This window comes from Fictibacillus sp. KU28468 (assembly GCF_026153615.1).
Lineage (GTDB): Bacteria > Bacillota > Bacilli > Bacillales > Fictibacillaceae > Fictibacillus_C > Fictibacillus_C marinisediminis.
Map to the genome: position 1 here is coordinate 3,572,904 of NZ_CP110666.1, position 25,071 is coordinate 3,597,974.

A 25,071-nucleotide genomic window follows, 5' to 3' on the forward strand; every position below is an offset into this window, starting at 1 on the left:
ATTTTCGTTTTAATTATATATGTAATACTATTTCCTAAAGCTTATCGTTTTACGATTATTCTGTCAAATGGAAGATGAGCATAAAAAAAGGCAGCCACGGCATAATGCCATAACTGTCTTTTCTCTTTATTTAATAGAGCAAGTCCAAAAATTCATCTTTCGTTACATTTCCGAAATAATGGCGCATGTCTGCATCCTCCAGCGCTTTTTCGATTTCACCTCTGTCATAGCGAGTGCCAATCAGCCGCTCTTCGATGTCACGTACATCGCCTACTCCGAAGAAATCACCGTAAATTCTACATTCACGCATGATGCCTCTCTCGATCTGCAGCTTTACTTCCACAGATCCTCCGGCGAAACGGTTAGAAAGCTCGACGTTGGATTTTGGAGAGTTGCCGTAGTTCCAATCCCAATTGCGGTATCTTTCTTCCGATATCTTATTAATTTGTTCCCAGTCTTTCTCGGTCAGTTCATACCGAGGGATTTCCTCAAATTCTTCGAACAAGTACGAAAGTAGAATCTGCTTGAATTCTTCCATCGTCATTTCTTCATTCATATGCTCTTTAATATTCGTAACCCGGCTGCGTATCGACTTGATGCCTTTCGATTGAATCTTGTCCAAATTTACATTTAATGCAGAGACAACATTTTCAATTTCAGAATCAAACATCAGTGTACCGTGGCTGAACATTCTGCCTCTGGTCGTAAACATCGCATTTCCTGAAATTTTCTTTCCGTCGACGAGAATATCGTTTCTCCCGCTAAGCTCTGCATGAACACCAAGTTTGTTGAGTGCCTTGACGACAGGGTCGGTAAACTTTTTAAAATCATGAAAAGAATTGCCGTCATCTTTCGTAATAAAGCTGAAGTTCAGGTTGCCGGTATCATGGTAGACCGCTCCCCCGCCAGATAGTCGGCGGACGACATGGATGCCGTGCTCCCGAACATAATCAGCATTAATTTCCTCTACCGTATTCTGATTCTTCCCGATAATGATAGAAGGTTCATTAATATAAAATAAAAGATACGTTTCGTTAATATCCAGGTTTTTTAAAGCGTATTCCTCGATGGCAAGGTTTACTCTGGGATCCGTAATATTACGGTTATCAATAAACAGCATAGCTTATTCTCCTTCACTGCTCCGTTAGAAATAATAAATAATTTCTCCTTTTTCGTTATACAACTCTTTTAGAAGAATAGCAAGCTGTCAGACTTCTCATTCCCTAACAATTTATGGTTGTATTTTATCCTTCCCACGTCCACCCGGCAGATGCAGTTTCCACTTTGCCGCTAAACCTTTCTGACGCCTGTTCGATTAGCTGGTTATGGTCACCGAAATGCGGCAGATGCGTGAGAAGCAGATGAGGAACATCCGCTTTGGCTGCAATGTTTGCAGCATCATGAGAGTTCATATGTCCAGGGCCGCTTCCATCTTGATCACTGTAGAAATTGCATTCTGAAATAAGCAGATCTGCACCTTTACTAAAGGGAACAAAGTCAGAGAGATAAGCAGAATCTGCTGTATATACGAAGGTTTTGCTTCCATCTGTAATTCTCATCGCATAGCATGGTGCCGGATGCTTTGTCTCCATAAAGGAGATGTGAAACGGACCAATCTGGAGCAGTTGTTCCGGGAAGTAGGCTTTACCCGCAGTAGCTGAACGGTACGTTAAGCTCTGGAAACCCTTTTGATCTTTTGTGTGGCCATAAACCGGCAGTGTTGGAATACCTTTCTGCAAAAAGGATTGAACGAGCCGTCCATACTGAAGGACGCCAATATCTGCCACATGGTCATGATGATAGTGCGACAGGATCACAGCATTCAATTCCTCAACCCCTATATAGTTCTGCAGGCTGGACAAAACACCGCTCCCGCAGTCAATCAGCAGATTAAATCCCTCATGCTGCAGAAGATAACCCGAAGTAGCTTCTCCTTTTCCCGGATAGCCGCCCCAATACCCAATTACTGTTAGCTTCACTTCATTCACTTCCTTATGATTTTACTCCTAGTATAACCTTAAAAGGTGCCAGGCACCGCCTTTTGACATCTGTCAAAGGCGGGTGCCTGGCACCTAAACGAAAGGAAAGCCTTCTATTCTTTTACGGCTCCGGATGTAAGACCGGAAACAATTCTGCGCTGGAACAACAGAACCATGATGACGAGCGGAACAGTAACAATAACCGTTGCTGCTGTTATGTCGCCCCAAGGTACGGTGAACTGCCCTTCAAACATTGCAATCCCGACTGGAACTGTTTTTAATTTATCATCGGTATTGATGGTTAAGGCGAACAGGAATTCATTCCACGCTGCGATAAATACGAGAATGGCTGTTGTAAAGATTCCCGGTACAGCCAGCGGCAGTATAACTTTCCAGTACGTCTGCATCAAGGTTGCTCCATCCATCTTTGCTGCTTCCTCCAGATCAAACGGGATCTTGCGGAAGAAGGTAACCAGAATCCAGATCGACAGCGGAAGCGTAACCGTTGTATAGGGAATGATCAAACCTAAGTAGCTGTTGGTCAATCCAATATTCTTCAATAGAATATAGATCGGTGAAATGGTAGCGATCTGCGGGAACATGGATACCGAGAGCACCAGCCCCAAAATGACTGTCTTCCCTTTAAATTGCAGCCTCGCGATCGCGTAAGCTGTGAATGATGCGATTAAAACTGTATACACCGTCGTAACACCCGAAACAACGAAGCTGTTCCATAAGTATTTAAGAAACGGATAGTTAGTGAATACAGACACATAGTTTTTAAAAGTAGGATGGTCTGTAAACGGATGGAACGCCTTATCCCCAAACAGCTCTGAAACTGGCTTAATCGAGCTTAACAGCATCCATAAGAACGGGAACATGACGAAAAACACAAAGATTGCAAGAAAGATATAAAACAGCGGTCCTGCTTTTTTATTCACGAATTCTCACTCCTTTTTACAGTAACTGCCCTACTTGTCGTTTAACAGCTCACGGCCAAGAAACTTGATGAAAATCATGGAAATGACGGCAACACAGACAAAGACGATAACCGACAGTGCTGAACCGTCCCCGAAATTGGTCTGTTCGAACATTCTTTTGTACGCCAGGATCGATATCGTTTCCGTTGAGTTGGCAGGACCCCCGCCTGTCAGTACATAAACAAGGTCAAATACCCGGAAAGCATCGAGTGTTCTGAACAGCAGGGCTACCAGAATACTGGATTTCAACAAAGGCAGTGTAATGGTCGTGAACTGCTTCCATTTGGTCGCTCCATCAATGGACGCGGCCTCGTAGAGTGAAGATGAGATTGTCTGCAGGCCGGCTAAGAGCAATAACGCCATATATGGAGTCGTTTTCCAGACATCCGTAAAAATAATAGAGAACATGGCTCCGATATTGCTTGTCAGGAGATCCGTCGCATTATCAACGAGTCCTATTTTTTCAAAAATCTTAGCGACAATCCCATTCTGGCCATCATATAAGAACTGCCACATTTTCGCAGAAACGGCGGTTGGAATTGCCCATGGAATGAGGATCGTCGCCCTGACCAGACCTCTTCCAAAGAAAGCTTTATTGATCAATACAGCAATTGCAAGTCCAAGTACCAGTTCTATAAAAACGGAAATGATGGTAAACGCGCTTGTATTCCAAATCGCCATCCACATCCGCTTATCCGTCAGATTGCTCTTGTAATGGTCAAATCCGATAAAGTTAGGCTTGATTACCGCTTCGTTCAGGGAAGAAGACAATCCGAGAGCATCGTCTTCATTCTTAAGCCCCTTAAGGTCCTTTACTTGTGTGGAAACTTTATGAAGCGTCTTATCAAGCTTCATAGCATCAGCTTTATCAACCTTTACCGAGCTTAGATCCTCACTTACCGGCTCCATGTTCGTCAGCTTGTCATCGACTTGCTCATATTTTTTCTTAACGGCAGCATCACTTTGTATGCCTGTATCAACATCTTTTAGCTCTTTAATCAATCCATTTAGCGTATCAGCCGTTGACCCCTCTGCTTTCCCTGCCTCGTCTTCGAGTGTACTGATCAGAAAAGGGTAACTGTTTAAATACTTTTCAAGGTCAATATGGTAACTCAAGTTTACTTCGGATTTTGTCGGGTTATTTAACCTGAGGTCAAACAGGCTGTAATAAAACGATTGAAGTACGGGCCATACTGCGATAAGGAGAATTAAAATCAAAGATGGGGCAACAAGCGTATAGCCCAATCTGCTTTCAGACGCTTTTCGTTTTTTTCCTGAAGAAGGCTTTACCTGCTTTGGCTGTTTCTCTGGATTTAGCTTTACTTCCACGTTTGTCCACTCCTTACATAACGAATGCCATCGATGGACTGGCGAAGCTACAGTCCATCCATTTCATTCTGGAATCGATACCACTAATAATTTTGCATAAGCCTCCATATACATGAAGGCTTATGCATTTACTTGTCGAGTCTATTACTTTTGAAGTTTTGCAGAGATTTCTTTTTGCATGTTTTTCGCTGCTTGTTCCGGTGTGATTTCTTTAGCGATCGCTTTGGAAATCTGGATTTGGATGATATCTGAGATCTCAGTGTAGTTCGGTGCTACCGGACGGGAAACCGCTGATTTAAGAGCGTTTACGAATCCTTCTTCTTTAAAGTAAGGATTTGCTTTTTGAACATCTGGATCGTCGAACAATTTGTTGAGCGTTGGAGCATGTCCGCCATTGATCGCATCAAGCTTCTGTCCTTCTTCACCCGCCATAAATTTAAGGAATAACCAAGCTTCTTTCGGTACATCAGTATTCTTGTTGATACCTGCTTGCCATCCGCCAAGTGCAGCTGCAGGTCCTTTGTCACCAGCAGGAAGTGGTGCTACGCCAATTTTGCCAACGATTTTAGATTGTGACTTATCATTAGCAAGTGCATATTGATACGGCCAGTTGCGGATGAACGCCGATTGTCCGTTAATGAACGCTGTATGTGATTCAGGCTCTGCGAATGTCGTTACGTTTTTAGGTACAACATCAGAAGTAGCAACTTCTACAAGCTTTTTGATCCCTTTTACAGCTTGCGGAGAATCTACGACAACTTCTCCTTTGTCATTGATGATCTCTCCGCCGTAAGAAGCGATAAATTCAACCGCGTTACATACAAGTCCTTCATATTGCTTCGCCTGCATCAAGTATCCGAACTTCGTGCCGCCTTTTCCTTTATCTGCTTTTGCCTGTTTCAAAAGGTCATCCCACGTTTTCGGCGGTGATTTTACAAGGTCTGTACGGTAGAAAAGCATACCGGCATCGATGAACTTAGGAAGAGCCCATTGTTTTCCTTTAAATTTAGAAGCGCTTAATGCACCTTCGTTATATTCGTCCAGCTTTACACCGTCTTTTTGGATAAAACGGTCCAGCGGCATTACGTAGCCAGCCTGTGCAAATTCTGCCGGCCACACAACATCCATATCAAAGACGTCGATCTCATCCGATTTGGCGTTGAACGCCGTTACATACGCATTATGCTGTTTGCCTGTATCAGCAGGCATCTCACGAAACTTAACATCGATGTTCGGATACTTCTTCTCGAACGCTGCTACCATCTTTTGCGTAGCATGTGTGTCATCTTTACCGCGGGCATAAATCAACTCGACTTTTTTCCCTTTGCTGCCAGAATCCTTTGCCTTTTCGTCTGTGCTCGCTTTGTTGTCACTGCATGCAGACAAAACGAGTGAAAGAGCGAGCGATGTTGTAATGACCTTTGAGATCTTTTTGATGTTCATCAAGGTTATCCCCCTTTAATATAGTACGCGGATTGCTGATTCCATTAATGGAATCAGGTAGACCGCCGTTTAACCAATTTAAAATCAAGCTGTATTTCCTTTTTCTTGCTTGGCAGTTTCTTTTCTATCGTTTGAATCATTTGTTCCATTGCCCGCTTTGCAATTTCCTCTATCGGCTGCTCAATCGTCGTCAAACCGATCAAATCTGCAATTGGCTGGTCATCGAAACCTATGATCGCTAAATCATCCGGTACTCGCCATTGATGATTGACCGCTTCCTTCCAGATTCCTGCTGCTACTTCATCACTGCCGGTAAACACTGCCGTAGGAGGGTTCTGCATGCTTGCGATGGTTTGAAAAATTCGCTTTCCATCCTCTATGCTGTATGCACTTGTCAGGAACCACTCCTCGTTGAGAGGAAGCCCCGCCTCAGCCAATGCTTTCTTATAGCCTTTGTACCGGTCAGAAGCTACGCGCGATGCGGTGTTATCCCCCGAGCAATATCCAATTTTCGTATGTCCCTGCTTGATGAGATGCCGCGTCCCTATGTAACCGCCTTCAACTTGATTTAAATAAACGGTTGGTACCTCAGCTTCATCATTGTATTCATTGCATAGCATGATCGGCCCAAAGTTCATATACGGTTCAATGTCACTCCATTCATTCTCGATGGACGTGAGGATCAACCCGTCTACTTGCTTCGTTTTCAGCAGTTCAAGATAATTCATCTCCTGATTGCGGCTGTAGCTCGTCTGGCAGAGAATAAGCTGGTATCCTTTATCGGAAGCATAGTTTCCCATGACCTCAACCATTTGGCTGAAGAAGGGATTTGTGATCCTTGGGACATAAACGGCAATGGTTTCAGTCTGCTGCTTTCTTAGCCGGCGTGCAGAAGAATTAGGTACATAATTTAACTCTTCCATCGCATTCATAACGAGTCTTTTCTTTTCATCCGTAACATATGGATGCTGATTGATTACTCTGGAGACTGTTGTTCTCGATAATCCGGCCAGCTTTGCTACATCTTGAATAGTCGCCATTGCGTTTCTCCTTCATTTCTCACTATGAAATCGAAATCATGAAATCGTTTTCATAAATTGAGTATAGGTGAAACATCCTAGAAGGTCAATAAGTTTTCTAAAAATTTTTATAATAGTTTACATTAAAAGTTTTATTCATCGCATTCTCCCCTTTCAGAAGGTATAATCTAGTTAACATCAGGAAAACGATAAAGAGATCTAATAGGATATAAAAAAGGGGGAACGAACTCTCAATGATCAAAGTACGAAACTTAAAAAAATCCTTTGGGGATTTAGAAGTGTTAAAAGATATAAACTCTGAAATCAAGGAACAGGAAGTAGTCTGCGTGATCGGTCCGTCCGGTTCAGGGAAAAGCACGTTTCTCCGCTGTTTAAATAAGCTAGAGGATATCACTGGCGGAGAAGTAGTGGTGAATGGCTATAATCTTGTTGATCCGAAGGTAAACATTAACCTTGTACGCCAGGATGTTGGTATGGTGTTTCAGCAGTTCAACCTCTTTCCACATAAATCCGTTCTGGAAAACGTGACGCTTGGGCCTATAAAAGTACGGGGAATGGAACCAGCGAAAGCTAAAGAAAAAGCTCTCGCTCTTCTATCCAAAGTTGGCTTGAATGACAAAGCAGACAGTTACCCGGGACAGTTATCCGGAGGACAAAAACAGCGTGTGGCCATCGCCCGTGCACTGGCCATGGATCCTAAGATCATGCTCTTTGACGAACCCACTTCAGCATTGGATCCCGAAATGGTGGGAGAAGTGCTCGAAGTGATGAAACAGCTTGCGAAGGAAGGAATGACGATGGTCGTTGTTACCCACGAAATGGGCTTTGCCCGTGAGGTCGGTGACCGTGTCATTTTCATGGATGGCGGCTATATCGTTGAAGAGAACATTCCGTCTGAATTATTTGGAAACCCACAGCATGAAAGGACAAAATCCTTTTTAAGCAAGGTTCTATAGTCCAATAAAAAAAGCCTGGCATCGCCAGGCTTTTTTTATTGGATGTTTATTTAACTAACCCTTTTTTCTTAAGGAAATCCCTTGCTACATCCCCTGGTTCTTCCTTATCGATGTCCACCTTCGCGTTCATTTCTGCCATATCCTTTTCACTTATTTTTCCTGCCAGCTGGTTAACCGTATCCTTCAGCTTCGGAAATTTCTTCAGCGTATCTTCTCTGACAATCGGTGCCGCATAATAAGGCGGGAAGAATTTCTTATCATCTTTTAACAGCTTGAGATTATAGCGCGCAATCCTTCCATCAGTTGTAAAGGCAGCTATGGTATCTACTTTTCCAGCCTTTACCGCTCCATACATCAAATTGGGATCAAGGCTTTTTTTATCTTTAAAGTTAAAGTTATACACCTTTTGGAAACCGGGATAGCCATCCTCACGTTCATAAAATTCGGTTGGAGCGCCGAACGTGACTTGTGATGATTTGCCTGCAAGCTCAGATGTTGTTTTCACTCCAAGTTCTTTATACTTTTGAGGCTGTAGAGCAAGAGCATACGTATTCTGAAAACCAAGGGGCTCAAGCCAGTCCAGTTTATATTTCTTTTTGTATCCTTCTTTCACACGGTCATAGATTTGATCAGGAGTAAGATTGGGAGAATACTTTTCCTTAAGGATGGTAAGCAGTCCAGTCCCTGTATACTCTACGTACATGTCAATATCACCCTTTTTGATGGCCTGGGTCAATATCGGGGTTTCTCCGAGCCCTTCTCCTACGTCTACTTTATAGTCTGTTTTTGCTTCTACATATTCCGCGATAACATAAGGAAGGATATACTGCTCTGTCCATTTCTTCCCTGAAATCTTAATCGTATCGTCTGATGTACCGCTCCTTATGGCGAAAAACAGAAGCAGCGCAGCGACGGGTATGAGAATAATAGACGCCTTCTTCCACGAAAACTTCCTTTTGCCGACCGGATTAGACGCGATTTCAATCCGCTTCAGAATATAATCGATAACAAGCGCGAGCAGAGCAGCTGGTATAGCACCAGCAAGCACGAGCTCATTCCTGGTTGTTGAAAGCCCCCTGTAGATCAGGTCACCGAGTCCGCCAGCACCAATAAAGGCCGCCAATGTGGCTACCCCGATCGTTAACACTGTGGCGGTGCGCAAGCCTGCCATAATAATAGGAAGGGCAAGCGGGAGTTCAATCATTCTTAAAATTTGATTCTTCGTCATCCCCATTCCCCGGCCCGCTTCAACTGCAGACTGATCCACTCCTGTAATGCCAGTATATGTATTTCTTAAAATGGGAAGCAGTGCATAAACAGTCAATGCAATAATGGCAGTTGTGCTTCCGATGCCAAAGAGCGGCAGCAAAAATCCGAATAATGCTAAGCTTGGAATCGTCTGAAAGATAGCTGTTACACCGATTACAGGCTCCGCAATTCTAGCTCTTCTTGAAATATAAATGCCTAGTGGTATGGCAATCGCAGCTGCGATAAGGATCGAAACAAGGGAAAGAAATAAATGCTGCTGCAGCCCTTCCAGAATGTCCGGCCACCTCGTTTTAAACGTATCCACAAGTGTTGAGAAAAAGTTTTTATTGTTCATCTAAAGACCCTCCTTCCTGTCTTGCGGAGGTCTTCATTCCTGCAAGGCCACGCATCATCGTGGATTGAGTAATCAAGCCTGCCAATTTTCCATTGTTCAAGACCGGAATAAATGAAGCCCTTTTCTTGGCAAACACCTCAGCGACATCCGTATAGGGTGACTCCAGCTCTACGGCATGAAAGTCCTTGTCCATAATATCACCAATCGTTTTGTCTTCCTCGTTATAAAATTGTTCCACCGCACCAATAGTTGCAATCCCAAGAAGCTTGTCTTCCGGATTGGTCACCATTAAGCTGTCTACTTTATAGCGTTTCATCATCTTCAATGCTTCCGCCAGTCCTCTTGAAGCCCTCGCAGTCACAACTTTATCAATCATGAGATCAGCTGCTGCCGGCTTATCGTTGCTTAAGTCTTCAAGCCTTTGTTCACCAATAAAGCCTTTGACAAAATCATCGGCTGGATGACGCAGGATTCTTTCCGGGGTATCAAACTGGACAATTCTGCCCTCGCGCATAATGGCGATACGATCAGCTATTTTTAACGCTTCATCCATGTCATGGGTTACAAATACAATCGTTTTCTGGATAGTATCCTGAAGCTTGATCAGTTCGTCCTGAAGCTGCTCCCTGCTGATCGGATCCAGTGCACTGAACGGTTCATCCATTAAAATAACAGGTGGTTCTGCGGCAAGAGCCCGGATGACGCCTATTCTCTGCTGCTGTCCGCCGCTTAGCTCGGAAGGGTATCTGTCTTTGAACGTTTCTGGGTCAAGTCCGACCAAGTTCAGCAATTCATCAATTTTATGATCATACTTGTCTTTCTTCCAGCCTTTCAGCCTTGGTACGAGGGAGATGTTTTCACCGATTGTCATATGGGGCAATAAGCCGATCTGCTGAATCACGTATCCTATATTTCGGCGAAGCTGAACTGGATCTTTTTCAGAAATATCTTCACCGTCAATTAGAATGGTTCCTCCTGTCGGTTCGATCAGGCGGTTAATCATCTTCATTGTTGTCGTCTTCCCGCAGCCGCTCGGCCCGATTAATGCAATCAATTCTCCTTTCTTAATATGAAATTCAATGTTTTTAAGGGCTTCAAAGCCATCAGGGTACTTCTTTGCCACGTTTTTAAATGTGATCAAGGTCTATCTCCTACTTTCTCTTTCCTTTTCTGTCACGGCATATTTTTATCATCATTCCTATGTTTCCCTATTTGATCAAGCAAGAAACCAATTTAGCAAGCAAATTTAAGAAAAACTCTAGTAGTCTGTTAAGGACCGACAAGTGCTGGAGCTAAACAACGTTTTAAAGAAAAGGCTGTTTTCGTAACCTTTACTGCTCTTGGGAGTGGTTGATTTCCGTTTAAGGCTGCTCGCTTTTACCGGCGTAAACGCCTACTTTCGCGGGGAGTGCGGTGAGCCTTACCGGCGCCAGCGCCTACTTTCTCGGCGCAGGCGTCTGCGGGTCTCACCTGTCCCGCTGCTCCCGCAGGACAAGGAAGGCTTCGGCAGCGTTATATCGCACGAAGAAAATGTGAAATTCATTTTCGAGGAGTCTCGCACCTTGCACTCCAATCAACTGATCAATGAAGTTTCTATACTTAAATGCCCCCAAAGCAACAATCTTTTAGAAAAGAGCCATAGCAAAAAAGCAGTCCCTTCATTAATAGATAGGACTGCCTTAGTATTAGATAGTGTTCGCAGCAGGTTCTTCGTTTCTGAACTTCTTCATTTTGATTCTGAAGAAGAGAAGGGAAGCTGCCAGCATTGGAACCATAAAGTACCCGAGTATAATCGCATTCTGCCACACAAGACTGTAATCCCCCGTCGTTATGACAGCACGCAGCCCGGCGATAGAATAGGACATCGGCATAAAAAAGTGAACCCTCTGAAGTGAAGAAGGAATCATTTCTATCGGGAATGTTCCTCCGCTTGATGTTAATTGGAAGATCAGCATCAGGATAACGATAAATCGTCCAGGGTTGCCCATGGTTGTAACAAGGAACTGAATAATGGCCATGAACGTTAAGCTGATGATGATACTGAACAAAACAAATCTGCCTGTGCTCTGTACTTCGAGATCAAGACCTTGCAGCAAGATCAGATCCGCGATTAGAGCTTGAACAATGCCAGTCACTGCCATAAAAGCATATTTGCTGAAGAACCAGCTGAATGCATTTTTGGGTTTCATCGCTGGTTCAACGAGCGGGAACACAATGGTCAGCATGAGGGCACCTACAAACAGTCCCAGGGACAAGAAGTATGGAGCAAGCCCGGTTCCATAGGTCATATCTTTTACGGTGCTGGCGTTCAAGGTTTTTACCGGATTGGAAATCATTTTGACTTCATCATCCGTAGCTTTCGCTTTGTGAGCCTTTTCTGCCGCTTTGTTCAATTCTCCAGCCAGTTTTTCATTGCCGGATTTAATAGAATCGACACCGGAAGCCAGTTTACCAGCCCCATCATTCAGCTGGCGTGCTCCATCGCTCAGCTTCCCTGAACCGCCTTTTGCACTCTGCAGGCCATTCGTAAGAACAATGCTTCCTTTTGCCAGTTTAGACTGGCCTTGGCTGAGTTTGCCGACGTTATCGACAAGACCGGACCAGCCTTGGGACAACCCTGCTGTTCCAGCAGACAATTTAGCGGAGCCATCGGCTAATTGATCGGCACCACCTTTTGCTTCTCCGATTTTGGACATAAACGTTTTTGTTCCTTCAAGCAATTTCTGCTGTCCAGAAGCCAGCTGAGCCGTGCCGTCTACCAGTTTCTTCTGGCCGGCATGAAGGGCTTCTACACCTTTTTGAAACAGTGCCTGGCCTGCTGATAACTTGTTAGCTCCAGCAGAAAGTTGATCGGCACCAGCTTTTAAAGGCGCTGCCCCCTCGGCTACTTTTTGAGTACCGTCGCTGACTTGCTTGCTTCCAGCTTCAAGAGCTGCGACCCGGGCCAATATTTCAGCCTTTGGCATATCGGGATTTTTCGCCATATCCTCTTTTAAAGAAGCAAGACCCTTGTTCACGGTTTTTGCTCCTGCTGCTGTTTTGTCAGCACCGTCTTTTAACGTTGTCATCCCGGAGGATAACTTTGCCGCTCCGTCCTTAATGCTGCGGGCGCCATCCTCTAAATCTTTCCCTTTATCATCGAGTACACCTGAGCCTTCATAAGCAGCCGCTGCTCCCGTCTTCAAGTCATCGGCGCCTTTGGCCAGCTGTTCCTGTCCAGACGTAATCTGATTTCCTTTTTGGTCAAGCTGATCCAGTCCCCCGGAGAGGCTGTTCAGGCCCTTTTCAAGGCTGCTTGCGCCGTTATTGAGCTGGTCGATCTCAGGGGATTTCTCTTTCATGCCTGAGTACAGCTTTCCAGCTCCGTCTTCGGATTGTTTCAAGCCTTTAGAAAGCTGTGACGATCCTCCCGCCAGTTGGCCCAATCCATTGTGAAGGTCTTCTGTCTTGTTTGAAAAGGCTTCAGTGCCTTTAACAAGATCGTGTGAGCCGCCAGAAGCTTTTGAAGAACCATCAGCTAATTTTCCCGCACCATCTGATGCTTTCTTGAAACCATCGCCCATTTCACCAATTTTATCAAAAATGATTCCGGTATACGTTTTGGAAATTTCATTAGAGAGCTTGTTTTCAAGCTGTTCTACACCTTTTTTCCCGATTTGGGAGGCAAGATAGTTATAGCCAGAATTTGTTTTATAATTTAACTGAAGTTTATCAGGATGAGGATCCATCGCTGTTTTAGCTTTTTCTGAGAAGTTTCCCGGAACCTCAATGACCGCATAATACTGATTATCCTTTAAGCCCTTTTCAGCTTTATCCGAACTGACAAATTCCCACTTGAAGTCTGAGTTATCCTTCAGATCTTTTACTAAATCATCACCGATTTGAAGCTTTTCACCATCCAGCTTAGCTCCCTTATCCTCGTTTACTACAGCGACCGGCAGCTTATCCGTATGCGAATATGGATCCCAGAAAGCCCACAAGTAAATTCCACTGTACAAGATGGGAATAAACAAAATGGCTGCAACCGGAATCAGTAATTTCGGATTGCGGAGAACGGCCTGAAATTGTTTTCTTATCATGCTAATTTCACCCATTTCTATCATTTCATACAATATGACTATTTTGGTCAATCGGTCATTTTAGTTCAAAAAAAGAGAGATCTTGCAATAAAGATCACTTAAAATGACTAAAATTAAAATTTGGTCATTCACAAAAATACCACGAATATAACAGGTTTGCAACTGTTACCTTTTAAGTCCCGTCATTAAAATATTTTCAATAATGTCCGCAATCTCTTCCTTGCTGAGAGGCTCATGTTCCTGCTCCCAATCAAATACGAGCGAAACGTACATTTTCAGCATCACAAAAGAAGTAATCTCTGTGTTGCACTTTCTAATTTCTCCTTTTTCAATGGCTTTCTGAAGCTCTTGTTTAATAAAAGTGATTACAGCCGTCTCAAGCATGACGCTTGCCTCTTTTACGGCAGGAGTATTCAGTTCTCTTCCTTCCTGTGCAATCTTGATTGCAAGCTGATGGGACTTGCGGAAATCCAGGACACCATATAATGCGGAATGAAGATTTTCATGAAATGCTCGGTCTTCCTTTATCGCATCTGCTGCGACATGCCGTATCTGTCTTACAAGATCGGTTACAATTTCCCTGAACAGTTCTTCTTTATTATCAAAAAAAGTATAAATTGTCCCTTTACCGACATTAGCAATTTTAGCTACCTGATCCATAGTGGTGGCTTTATATCCAAACAGCGAAAAAGACTTTGCTGCAGCTTCGATAATATTTTGTTTTCGATCAATCATGGGCTCATTCCCTTTCACTGACCATTTTTCCTATCTGGTCAATTTCAAACTTTACCACGTTATTGCGGATCACACAAGTATCATTAGGAAGATTTAACTGGCAAGGTCAATAAAACCTTCGTCCCTTCCTCCGGTTTACTTTCATACCGCACGCTCCCTCCGATATCACGGATGAGCCGGCTAATAATCATTGTGCCCAAACCTGTGCCCTTAGTCTTTGTTGTATAAAAAGGAAGCCCGATCTGCTGAAGTTCTTCTTCAGACATGCCTTTTCCATTGTCTTCAATCGCCAGTGTAATGGAGTCTTTTGAGAAAGAATGTTTATAAACTGTAATCAGCCCTTCTTTTCCATTAGTTGACTCAATGGCATTTTTAATAATATTGATCAGACATTGTTTCACATGATGCTCATCAGCAACGATTTCATCATTCTCTCCAGTTAGCTCGTACGCAATGACTGTATTATGAAGAAATCCGTAAGGCCTTATCAGTGAGAGCGTATCCTGGATCAATTTATCCAGTTGAAGGGCCTTTAGATCTGGCTTTCCGGGTTTGACCAAAGTTAAGTAATCAGTAATGATTTTATTGGTTCGGTCTAATTCATCCAATATTAAAGGAGCAAGCTCTTCCAGCTTTTTATCTTCCGTATCCTTTGCCAAAAATTGAATGAGACCCCGGACAGTAGTCAGCGGGTTCCTGACCTCATGAGCGATCGCTGCTGCCATCTGCCCTACCACAGAGAGTTTATCGAGATAGGCGGTTTCTTCAAGCCTCATATTAATGAACGTCAATCTTTCAATAAGGATGATAGAAGTAAAGAAAGACACATTAAAGCAAATGAAATAAACCCAATAAAAGTCTCTTGGAAGAAAATCCATCTCACTATGAATAATCATCATATAGATGATCGTGTAAACGGCCGCAATAACTATTCCAGCTCTCCATTTTTTCATTTCCTCAGTAAAAAAACCTTTGTATGCCCCTGCAATGACAAACGCCACTAAGGCAAGCACAACGCCAAGGAAAGCAAAATGGCCCCCGATGATAAGCCTCGCTATGGAAACAATGATCGTGCATATCGCACCTGGCAGCAATCCGCCGTAGAGAGTCGCAACAACAATCGGAACGTTTCTAAGGTCAAAAAAGGAGTCCTTCAGCGTTTCAATAGGATAGGCCATACAAAGCAAAGCACAGATGCCGGCAATCCCCCCATAAAGCATTTTGGCCTTTAGCGCCAGCTTCCGCTCAATAAGAAAAGGTACAATCGTATTGGCGATATAGGTTAAAGAAAAGATAACAGCTATATTCACAAACAGCGGCTGTAAAAAGTATTTCATCACATAAGTCCCTTCAGTAAATCCCTGCAAACCAAGTATATCAAATTTATCCCTTTCTTATGTTTTGAGCACAAAAAAGCGCGATAGGTCCGATGTGGCCTATCGCAAGGTTTTGATAATATGGGTAACCGCCTTTTCAGCTGAAGCTACACAATCGGGAAGCCCTACACCTTCATAGGAGGCACCTGCAGCATATACACCCGGATAATGTGCTGAAAGATTGTTCTGTAGTTTTTGCCACAATTGTTTGTGGTTAACCTCATATTGAGGCATGGACTGAATCCAGCGTGAAACATAATAAAAATCAGGTTCAGAGGTAATGTCCATGATTTTATCCAGATCATTCAGGACGGCTTTCAGAATAGCTTCGTCAGACTCAAAAACAATTTCCTGGTTATTCGCCCTGCCCACGTAACAGCGGAGCAGAACTTTCCCTTCCGGCGTTGTATGCGGCCATTTTCGGTGTGTCCACGTACACGCGGTGATGGTTGTTGGTTCCTTCCGCGAAATAACGAAACCTGTACCGTTAATATCATTTTTCAGAGCTGAAGCCGGAAAAGCCATCGCTATGGTTGCAACTGATGTTGATGGTGTGGAATGGAACTCATCGACCCTGATTTGTTCTGGCAGCAGCTGCTTGGCTACTGAATAAGGAGAAGCCAGAATCACAGAATCACCATGCGTATTCGTTCCATCTTCCAATTCAACCCGGTATCGTCCTGTTTCTTCACGTTCGATGCCTGAAACCTTTTTGTTTTTCCAGATACTCTCCGGCTCAAGAAGCTCCTCGAGTCTTTCTACAAGAGATTCCAAACCGGAAGAAAGGGTCAAGAACTGGCCTTTCTTCTTTTTGCCATAAGTTCCCGGTCTTTCAGAAGCCTTTGGTATATTCTGTTTCATACCGAGTATAAGGCTTCTGGACTTTCTTTCCACATCCTGAAACTGAGGAAATGTCGACTGCAGGCTCAGCCGGTCGATGTCTCCTGCGTAAATTCCAGACAGCAAGGGCTCGATCAAGTTTTCAACAACCTGGTCTCCAAGCCTTCTCCGGAAAAAATGGCCGACAGAAATATCCTGATCCGCTCCTTCACGGCGTGGAAGCACAAGATCCATTGCAGCCCTCGCTTTGCCGGCTTTGGAAAATAACTTGGTCTTGATGAACGGCCCCACTTTGGTAGGGACACCCATTACGGCTCCTTCAGGGATAGGGTGCAATTTGCCGCCAGACATCACATAGGCCTGACCTGTTTCATTGGAAACCAGTTTTTCTTCAAGTCCAGCATGTTCAATGAGTTTCGTCAGGCTTTGCTTGCGTCCTAAATAAGAATCCGGACCACGTTCAATGACAAAACCATCGCGATGAATGGTTTTAATTTTTCCACCGAGCCGGTCAGAGGCTTCAATCAGCGTGTAAGTAATGGGGAGATTTTTTTCTTTCGCTTCCTTCTGCAAGTAAAAAGCGGCGGTCAATCCTGTTATACCGCCGCCGATAATTACTACATGCTTCCGCTCTGGCATGATTATCACTTTCCTTTTTGAGTTAAGGCTTCTGAAACGACATCAGCAAGTGAATCGATGAATTCATCCTTTGCATTCGGCATGGCCGGACGATAATAGTTTACGCCAAGCTCTTCTGTCACTACTTTGCATTCATAGTCGTTATCGAACAGAACTTCCAAATGATCGGCAACAAAGCCTACCGGACAATAAACATAGGAAATATACCCGTGCTCTTTATACAGATCTCTAGTTAACTCCTGTACATCAGGACCAATCCATGGTTCTGGCGTATTTCCTGCGCTTTGCCAGCCGATCGTATAATGAGAGATGCCAGCCTTGGAGGCAATGAGATCAGCTGTTTCCTTGAGCTGATCCGGATAAGGGTCTCCCATCTGCAAAATACGTTCCGGAAGGCTGTGTGCGGAGAAAATAACAACTGTTTTTTCTTTCTCGCCAGAAGGAATCTGATCCATAATCTTGTTGATTTCCTTCACCCAATAATCTATAAACTTAGGGTTATCATACCATTGATCAATAGAGGTGATGTTTATGCCTCCTAGATTTCCCGCTTCCTCAGCTGCCCTTCCGTTGTATGATTTCACACTGAACGTAGAGTAATGCGGAGCAAGGACTAGTGAGACTGCTTCATTTATTCCATCTTCCTTCATTTGTTTTACGGCATCTTCAATAAATGGATCTACGTGTTTTAAACCTAAATAACTCTTAAACTCAAGATCTTCATAACGGCTGTTCATCATTTCTTCAAGCCTTTGTGCCTGTTCTTCCGTTATTTTAGCGAGAGGAGAGATCCCCCCGATCATTTCATAACGGCGTGTTAAATCTTGAAGCTGCTCTTCTGAAGGCTTTTTTCCGCGTCTGATATGTGTATAATATGGCTCAACTTCTTCAAGGCTTCTTGGTGTTCCGTAAGCCATGACAAGCAATCCTACTTTTCGTTTTCCCATCATCGTCACCCCAGCCTGTTAGAAGAATAGTCATGAATAAACGCGGTTAAACGCTGCAGGGTTTCCACTTGTACCTGTGGGAATATCCCTTTTCCAACGTTAAAAATGAAACCTGGTTCTTCCATTCCTTCGTCAAGGATCTGCTTCGCTTTTTCCTCAATGACCTTCCATGGGGCCAGTAAGATGGATGGGTCCAAATTACCTTGCAATGCTTTAGTAATCCCCATCTGTCTGGCTTCTCTTGGAGAGGTTCTCCAGTCAAGTCCGATAACATCGACCGGCAGGTCGTTCCACTCGTGAAGAAGGTGCCGGGCTCCAGTACCATAGAGGATGAGGGGGACCCCTTCACTGCGAAGCGCTGTAAAGATGCGGTTCATTACTGGTTTGATATATGTTCTAAAATCCTCTGCGTTCAGCGCACCGACCCAGGAATCAAATATTTGGAACGCCTGAGCGCCTGCAGCGATTTGTGCTTTTGCATAAGCAATCGTCATATCTCCAAGCTTGTCCATAAGCAGGAACCATGCTTCAGGATCAGAAAACATCAGTGCTTTTGTATGGTGATAATCCCTGGATGGCCCGCCTTCAATCATATAGCTTGCTATCGTGAACGGCGCACCTGCAAATGTAATCAGCGGCACTTCTAGCTGCTGGCGAAGGAGTTTAATTGTGTCGAGCACATAAGGTACATCCTTCTCCGGCTGAATAGCTCCAAGCTTTTCTACATCTTCCATTGTGCGTACAGGACGGTCAATAACAGGCCCAACACCAGCTTTGATCTCAACGTTGATGCCCAAAGCGGGAACCGGCGACATAATATCCTTATAAAGGATCGCTGCATCTACACCATGCTGGTCGACAGGAAGCTTCGTGACCTGAGCACAAAGCTCGGGGCGGTGAGTAATGTCAAAAAGCGAATATTTCTCTTTCAGTTTTCGATACTCCGGCTGTGAACGCCCTGCTTGGCGCATATACCAAACCGGTACAAAACTGTTTTTCTCTTTTCGGCAGGCTTTTAAAAACTCATCGTTAACTGTCAAAATCAACACACCTTTCTGCTTTGAAGCAAAAGCCCGATCCACGTTTCTTCCTATACTTTGTGTCCCGACCTACTATGAATTCCTGTAATTTAACGTTTAGAAACCCGTTCGCTCCATATCCATTAAACATTGTAAAAGAATTCACAATAAATGTATAGCTTCCGGTTTTAAATGTCATGAATTTGACAATCCACAACGGGCAAATATCACAGCGCAGGATGTAAACATGGTGCCAGGCACCAAAAAACGGTGCCAGACACCGCTTCGAAGCTGGTGCTTGCAAAAGCTTCGTCGATTGGTGCCTGGCACTGCTCCGTTGCGGGTGCCTGGCACTGCTATATTAACCTAAACTTCGTAGTGAAGTGCCTGGCACCTTGTTTACATCAGAGTGCCTGGCACCTTGTTTACTTCGAAGGTATCATCTGAACCACTCCATGGAGACGGTGTTGGACGGTTCGCCTTCCTGATCGGTCTGCGGATTTAGCGGGACGACATAAAACTTTGGCATGCTGAACAAATATTTGGCGGATACGTTGTAGCTTCCTTTGCCCGTTACGGTATCAATATGTGTTGCCTTTCCTTCTTTGACTGAGTAGATTTTATACTGCAATCGTTTATCAGCTGATGGAGTCCATGTCAGTTTTATTCCCGGAACACCGAAGGATCCCAATGCGAAATCAGCCTTCAGGTCCTTGATCTTAACGAGATCGACCGGAGGCTCCAGCTCTTTTACCCCTTTAGGCTTTTTAAAGGTCAGGCCCCGCTGTGAGGGCATCTGATTGATGACATCTTTAAAGAGCCTTGTTGCTTTTTCGCTGGACGTGTTGAGATAGCTTTCATTCGTCGTTTTATCGTATCCAATCCATGCTGCTCCTACTACTTTCGGGCTATATCCTACAAACCATGCATCTTTGTTGGCATGCGGCACACCTTCATAGTTTGTTGTACCGGTTTTGCCCGCCAGCTCTGTATTAACCGTGCCGTATCTCCCCGTACCTTTTTCCACTACTTGCTGAAGCATACGGGTCATGTACCATGCGGTTTGTTTTTTAAATACTTTCTTTTCCTTGTGGCTTGCCTTTCCTACCAGTTCGCCGTTTCGGTCATAAATTTTGGCGATGACGTACGGTTTGACAGTTTTTCCTTCACGTGCAAATGAACGGTAGGCTGCCATCATCTGATAAGGGGTTACACCATGATCCAGACCTCCGAGTGCAATGCCGAGACCTTTATCTGGGATATCCATCCCCAGACTGCTCAACGCTGCTTTTGATTGATCGACTCCCAATTCGTTGAGCAGCCAAACAGCAGGAGCATTGATGGAATCTCGGATTGCTTCTGCCATGGACACCCTTCCCCTGTATCGTCCATCGTAATTTTTCGGTTCATAGCCGTTGTAGCTGAGCTGTTCATCTTTTAACATCGAATAAGGTTTATAGGCCTTTGACTCCAATGCAGGCGCATAAACTGCAAGCGGTTTAAAGGAGGAACCCGGCTGCCGGTTAACATATACCCGGTTCAGCCCCTCCGTGAGATAGCCTCTTCCTCCCTGCGCAGCAATAATTCCGCCTGTATCAGCATCCATGAGCACCATGGCTCCTTCAGGACGCTCTTTCCCTGTTCCTGCAAAATAATCCGGCTTTAAAAAGGTCTGGTACATCGCCTCTTGTGTACTTTCTTTCAGCGGCACGACAACTTTGTAGCCGCCTTTTCTCATTTCTTCCCTGGAAAGGTGATATTTCTGTTTAGCCTCATGGAGCACCATATCAATGTAAGTAGTAAGTGCTGGATTCCGCTCTTCCTTGTGGATATTAAGAGCAATTGTCTTCCCTTTCGCCCTTACCGCTTGTTCGGCTGAAATAAAATGATGCTTTGCCATCAGGTCCAATACGAGGTCTCTTCTTTTTTTACTCGCTTCTTTATGTTCGATCGGAGAGTAATAGCTTGGGGCTTTGGGCATTCCGGCAAGCATGGCCCCTTCTTCAACCGTCAGATCGCTGACATCTTTATTAAAATAAAATTTGGACGCTGCCTGGATCCCGTATGCGCCATGCCCAAAATAAATCTGATTTAAATACATCTCCAAAATCTTGTCCTTGCTGTACTTCCTTTCAAGATTGATAGCGATCACTGCTTCCTTCGTTTTTCGGAGCAATGACTTCTCATGGGATAAAAAAGCGTTCTTAGCAAGCTGCTGAGTGATCGTGCTGCCTCCCTCAACTTTATGGCCTGCCGCGATATCACGATAAACTGCACGGGCGATCGAGCGAAAATCCAGCCCGTGATGCTCATAAAATCTTGTATCCTCAACCGCAACAAAAGCATCCTTCACTTCATCTGGGATTTCATCAGCTGAAACCAGCTCCCGATTTTCAGAATAAATCCGGGTGATTGTGCTGCCCTTCATATCAACAAGTTTAGAGGCAGAGCTCATTACAAGATCTTTCTCGTCGACGACATAGTCGCCAGCCATAAGTATGAATAAATAGCCCATGAAACCTGCTATCAATATTCCTATTAATAAACCGATGCCAAGCATTCCGTTTTTAAACACGTCTGTACCTCTTTTCAATACAAAGTTTCCCTATCAACGTGCCCATACCTGATTGCTTATTTTACTATATTATTACAGAATCCGCTAAAACAAGGATAAAGTCTTTTTAATTGCAGACCCTAGTAAAAAATTGCTTACGCTGCCTGCTGTCCGTTTTTGCTTTCGTTTATTATTTGCTTTCCGCGGGTAAATCATGAATTAAAGATGACTGCATTTCAAACATAAAAAACATAAGGAGCGGATTATATGAAGCTATATATCACATATGGAACTCAGCACTTTTTAGAAAATCTTCCAGAAGCCTCTTCTGATCACTCCATTCTGCTGGAAAGCAGCGGCGATGCGGCACTGATCGCAGAGCTTGAAGGAGAAAATCCCTTCCAAGAGGGCCATGGCTATGAGATTTTAAATGCAAGAGGCCAATTGAAGGAAGGCTCTTTCGCTGTCTTAAACCACATACAAGTAACTGAAGAAGGAAAATCGCTCTTTGAAGAACGTTTTAAGCAGCGCGCAGGTCTTGTTGAACAGGAATCGGGCTTTGCTGCCATCAGGGTACTGCGACCAGAAGAAAATGACCCTTATATTGTGATGACCCTTTGGAAATCACAAGGAGATTTTACGAGCTGGCAGCAGTCGAATGCCTATGCCGAAGCCCACAAGAACAGAGGCACCGGCTCAGGACTGCCCCAGACTCTATTTTCCGGTCCCTCTTTTGTAAAAGAATATGATGTCGTTTCAAAATCGTAAAACTGCTTTTAAACATTGGCGTCCCGAAAAGCCCGCAGGCAGAATTGCTGCTCTGCAGGCTTTTTCCTGACTGAAATATACAATGGCAATCGTATTATAAACAAAAAAGTCATTTCGAATTTCTAGTAACAAGAATGGGGAGGCGCGGATATGAATAAAGCCGCCATTATCGTAAATCCGAATGCCGGAAATAAGCAACTTGTTGAAAACATAAATGAAGTCGTACAAAAACTAGAAGAAAAATACAGCGAAGTCATCGTCCATCAAACGCAGGATGTTGGAGATGGAGGAAACTATCTGACGAAGATTGCAGGTGAAGTCGATCTCGTGATTGGAGCGGGAGGAGACGGTACCATTCACGAGCTCGTAAACGCGCTTTGCCCTCTGGAAAAAAGGCCTTTGTTTGCTATACTTCCCGGAGGTACATGCAACGACTTCTCAAGGGCGATCGGCATGAATCAGAATCCCTTCAAAGCTGTTGAGCAGATCTTGGAGCATAAGGTCGAGCAGCTGGACGTTGGACACTGCAATGCTCACTATTTTCTTAACTTTTGGGGAATCGGTCTCATTACACAAGTTTCCACCAATATAGACAGCCAGATCAAAGATAAATTCGGACGGCTCTCCTACTACCTTTCAGCCGCCCAAACATTAAAAAATTATGAACCGTTTCAACTTGATATCAAGAGCCCCGACTTTACGTATCAAGGGGAAGCCGCCATGCTTATCGTTGGAAATGGCCCTTTTACTGGAGGCATCAAAGCCTTTTTCCCAGATACCGATATACAGGACGGAAAATTCGATATTCTTATCGTAAAAGAACCATCTCTGCGTTTAATCTGGGATACGATTCAATCCAAAATGCTGAACCAGAATCCCGCCAATGACGATATCAAATACTATAAAACCAGCCGCCTTATGGTGAATACAGCGCCTGATCAACTGATCGACTGTGATGGTGAACGAAATGTCCATACACCCGCTGAACTGGTTAACCTGGAAAAGTATTTGTCAGTCATCGTCGGCAATTTTCCAGTCTGAGTATCATCTCCTTGGCTGTTTATAAAAATAAACAGCCTCCAGGGCTGCTATGCATAAGAGAAGCCATACCAATCCTGCAGAGTAACCGGCAATAATATCAGAGGGATAATGAACACCGAGATAAATGCGGCTGATGCCGATTCCAATTATGGCGACCGCAAATAATAAGGTCCACCCTATTTTTCTTAAGGGCTTTCTCTTGCTCCTTACAACCAAATATCCCAGGAATCCGTAATACACCATACTGCCCATTGCATGCCCGCTTGGAAAACTGAAGCCGAGTGCTTCTACCAAAGGATCTGCATTGGGCCTTTTTCTTTGAAAAGCATTTTTGAGCAGCAAGTTCAATAAGCCTCCCCCGCCAACAGCCAGCAGGAAGAATACCATCCCCCATAGGTTCTGCCGTTTGAACCACAGCCACAGCATACCCACAGCAAGCAGAATGCCAAGAGCCAGTTTGGACCCTATTTCTGTGAAAAATAACATCACACGATCCAGCCCCGGTGAGGAATAAGAACGTACGGCATCAATAATTACCGGATCAAATTCAAAAGGTTCCTTTTCAACAATTTCCTCAGAGAGGGAAGCAAAAATAAAAATAGCAGCCGCCGCCAGCAAAAATCCAATCACAAGCAGAACAGCCGGGACGATAGGGAAAGATATTTTTTTCATCCATTTTTTCAGCATTTTAACACCTCTTGCTTCTCAGTCATAACATCTGGCAATAAGAAAAAGCTGCTGAGAGCAATCAAAGCAGCTTTTTCTGCGTCCTATTGTACAAGTTTTACAAGCATATGCGCCAATTGATGCCTTTGATTTTCGTCGCCTGCCTTCCAAAGCTCTTTCAGAAGGTTTTCTTCAGCATTGCGCGGCTCTTCGGTCTCAGCCAGATGATCTGCAACTTTTTGTGCAGCTTTAGCAAGTGTTTCTTCATTTAATCCAAGTTTCTCACCAAGCGCCACCCTTGTATGAAGATACGATTTAAATTCAGAAAAGTTCCGTAAAATTTCATCTTTGCGTTCATCACTGATGCGTCCAACAGTATCATCTACTTTGTTGATGTTCACTGTATCGTCCTTGTGCAGGATATGCTTTTCTTCATTGCCCATAGCTTTCTTCTCCTTTATTGATTTAATTTTGAAAGAATAGAAAGGGACTCCTTGTTGAATGCCGGGATGTCATCAGGCTGTCGGCTGGTCACAAGGTTGCCTCCGCAAACTGCCACTTCTTCATCGACAAAATTAGCTCCCGCATTTTTCAAATCCACTTTAATGGAGTTATAGCCTGTTACTTTTCTGCCCTTTAATACTTCTGCTGTAATTAACAGCTGAGGGCCGTGGCAGATCGCAAAGATTGGTTTTCCGTTATCAGCAAAATCTTTTGCGAACCTCACAAACCGTTCATCATCCCTAAGTTGATCAGGCGAGAAGCCGCCGGGGATGAAAAGAGCATCAAAATCAGAAGGGCTGACATCGCCAATGCCTGCGTCAGCAGTAACGGTTGCTTCTTTCTGCTTTCCTTCCAGCTGTTTTCCTTTTTCCGAGCTGATCACTACTACCTCGTGACCCGCTTCTTTATAAGCTTTCGCTGGGTCTGTATATTCAACATCTTCAAATAAATTGGTAAGTACAGTTGCAATTTTAGCCACTGAAATCCACGCTCCTTTACATTTCTATCTGTCTACACCTCTTAACATTTCCTTTTGCCAACTGAAGTAAACCCTTTTTTCCATAGTTTATCCAT

General features: G+C 44.1%; 21 protein-coding genes. 3 read left to right on the forward strand and 18 right to left on the reverse strand.

Annotated elements, in window-relative coordinates:
• Window positions 1-130: 130 nt before the first annotated feature.
• From OKX00_RS18765 to OKX00_RS18790, 6 genes are all read right to left on the reverse strand, one after another.
• Entirely contained in the window at window positions 131-1,120 is a 990-nt protein-coding gene (locus tag OKX00_RS18765; protein WP_265408423.1) for a lipoate--protein ligase, read from the reverse strand.
• 124 nt (window positions 1,121-1,244) lie between these two features.
• Complete coding sequence (locus OKX00_RS18770) at window positions 1,245-1,979, reverse strand: MBL fold metallo-hydrolase (protein WP_265408424.1); 735 nt, start codon at window positions 1,977-1,979, stop codon at window positions 1,245-1,247.
• 113 nt (window positions 1,980-2,092) lie between these two features.
• Window positions 2,093-2,920: a carbohydrate ABC transporter permease gene (locus OKX00_RS18775; RefSeq protein WP_062236603.1), complete on the reverse strand. Its 828-nt coding sequence runs from the start codon at window positions 2,918-2,920 to the stop codon at window positions 2,093-2,095.
• A 30-nt stretch (window positions 2,921-2,950) separates the two neighbouring features.
• Entirely contained in the window at window positions 2,951-4,288 is a 1,338-nt protein-coding gene (locus tag OKX00_RS18780) for a carbohydrate ABC transporter permease (protein ID WP_369795820.1), read from the reverse strand.
• A 144-nt stretch (window positions 4,289-4,432) separates the two neighbouring features.
• Complete coding sequence (locus OKX00_RS18785; protein WP_265408425.1) at window positions 4,433-5,731, reverse strand: ABC transporter substrate-binding protein; 1,299 nt, start codon at window positions 5,729-5,731, stop codon at window positions 4,433-4,435.
• Window positions 5,732-5,784: 53 nt separating this feature from the next.
• Window positions 5,785-6,771: a LacI family DNA-binding transcriptional regulator gene (locus OKX00_RS18790; protein ID WP_265408426.1), complete on the reverse strand. Its 987-nt coding sequence runs from the start codon at window positions 6,769-6,771 to the stop codon at window positions 5,785-5,787.
• Between the two features lie 233 nt (window positions 6,772-7,004).
• On the opposite strand from OKX00_RS18790, the gene OKX00_RS18795 reads away from it, so the two are divergent.
• Window positions 7,005-7,727: an amino acid ABC transporter ATP-binding protein gene (locus OKX00_RS18795; protein ID WP_265408427.1), complete on the forward strand. Its 723-nt coding sequence runs from the start codon at window positions 7,005-7,007 to the stop codon at window positions 7,725-7,727.
• Between the two features lie 46 nt (window positions 7,728-7,773).
• Here OKX00_RS18795 and OKX00_RS18800 read toward each other — a convergent pair whose 3' ends face one another.
• The 9 genes from OKX00_RS18800 to OKX00_RS18840 all read right to left on the reverse strand — a co-directional run bounded on the left by OKX00_RS18800 (window position 7,774) and on the right by OKX00_RS18840 (window position 21,525).
• Complete coding sequence (locus OKX00_RS18800; protein WP_265408428.1) at window positions 7,774-9,330, reverse strand: glycine betaine ABC transporter substrate-binding protein; 1,557 nt, start codon at window positions 9,328-9,330, stop codon at window positions 7,774-7,776.
• Window positions 9,320-10,471 (reverse strand): ABC transporter ATP-binding protein, encoded by a 1,152-nt coding sequence (locus OKX00_RS18805; RefSeq protein WP_265408429.1) that lies wholly within the window; start codon window positions 10,469-10,471, stop codon window positions 9,320-9,322. Before OKX00_RS18805 ends, OKX00_RS18800 begins: the two co-directional genes overlap by 11 nt.
• Window positions 10,472-11,015: 544 nt before the next feature.
• The gene (locus OKX00_RS18810; protein ID WP_265408430.1) at window positions 11,016-13,409 is read right to left on the reverse strand and encodes a YhgE/Pip domain-containing protein; all 2,394 of its coding nucleotides are present in this window, start codon (window positions 13,407-13,409) and stop codon (window positions 11,016-11,018) included.
• Between the two features lie 165 nt (window positions 13,410-13,574).
• Complete coding sequence (locus OKX00_RS18815; protein WP_062236620.1) at window positions 13,575-14,144, reverse strand: TetR/AcrR family transcriptional regulator; 570 nt, start codon at window positions 14,142-14,144, stop codon at window positions 13,575-13,577.
• 83 nt (window positions 14,145-14,227) lie between these two features.
• Window positions 14,228-15,481, reverse strand: a complete 1,254-nt coding sequence (locus OKX00_RS18820; protein ID WP_265408431.1) for an ATP-binding protein — start codon at window positions 15,479-15,481, stop codon at window positions 14,228-14,230.
• A gap of 99 nt (window positions 15,482-15,580) precedes the next feature.
• Entirely contained in the window at window positions 15,581-16,999 is a 1,419-nt protein-coding gene (gene hemY, locus OKX00_RS18825) for a protoporphyrinogen oxidase (protein ID WP_265408432.1), read from the reverse strand.
• 5 nt (window positions 17,000-17,004) lie between these two features.
• Window positions 17,005-17,946, reverse strand: coding sequence for a ferrochelatase (gene hemH, locus OKX00_RS18830; RefSeq protein WP_265410586.1), 942 nt, complete (start codon window positions 17,944-17,946; stop codon window positions 17,005-17,007).
• Window positions 17,947-17,951: 5 nt separating this feature from the next.
• Window positions 17,952-18,986, reverse strand: a complete 1,035-nt coding sequence (gene hemE / locus OKX00_RS18835) for a uroporphyrinogen decarboxylase (protein WP_416054261.1) — start codon at window positions 18,984-18,986, stop codon at window positions 17,952-17,954.
• A gap of 418 nt (window positions 18,987-19,404) precedes the next feature.
• Window positions 19,405-21,525: a transglycosylase domain-containing protein gene (locus OKX00_RS18840; RefSeq protein WP_265410587.1), complete on the reverse strand. Its 2,121-nt coding sequence runs from the start codon at window positions 21,523-21,525 to the stop codon at window positions 19,405-19,407.
• Between the two features lie 261 nt (window positions 21,526-21,786).
• Between OKX00_RS18840 and OKX00_RS18845 the strand changes: the two genes are divergently transcribed.
• Both OKX00_RS18845 and OKX00_RS18850 read left to right on the forward strand, forming a co-directional pair.
• Window positions 21,787-22,287, forward strand: a complete 501-nt coding sequence (locus tag OKX00_RS18845) for an antibiotic biosynthesis monooxygenase family protein (protein WP_265408434.1) — start codon at window positions 21,787-21,789, stop codon at window positions 22,285-22,287.
• A gap of 150 nt (window positions 22,288-22,437) precedes the next feature.
• The gene (locus tag OKX00_RS18850) at window positions 22,438-23,328 is read left to right on the forward strand and encodes a diacylglycerol/lipid kinase family protein (RefSeq protein WP_062236632.1); all 891 of its coding nucleotides are present in this window, start codon (window positions 22,438-22,440) and stop codon (window positions 23,326-23,328) included.
• 3 nt (window positions 23,329-23,331) lie between these two features.
• Here OKX00_RS18850 and OKX00_RS18855 read toward each other — a convergent pair whose 3' ends face one another.
• The 3 genes from OKX00_RS18855 to OKX00_RS18865 form a co-directional block, all read right to left on the reverse strand.
• Window positions 23,332-24,015, reverse strand: a complete 684-nt coding sequence (locus OKX00_RS18855) for a phosphatase PAP2 family protein (protein WP_265408435.1) — start codon at window positions 24,013-24,015, stop codon at window positions 23,332-23,334.
• Window positions 24,016-24,098: 83 nt separating this feature from the next.
• The gene (locus OKX00_RS18860; RefSeq protein WP_062236637.1) at window positions 24,099-24,437 is read right to left on the reverse strand and encodes a DUF3243 domain-containing protein; all 339 of its coding nucleotides are present in this window, start codon (window positions 24,435-24,437) and stop codon (window positions 24,099-24,101) included.
• 14 nt (window positions 24,438-24,451) lie between these two features.
• Complete coding sequence (locus tag OKX00_RS18865; RefSeq protein ID WP_265408436.1) at window positions 24,452-24,976, reverse strand: type 1 glutamine amidotransferase domain-containing protein; 525 nt, start codon at window positions 24,974-24,976, stop codon at window positions 24,452-24,454.
• Between the last annotated feature and the right edge of the window lie 95 nt (window positions 24,977-25,071).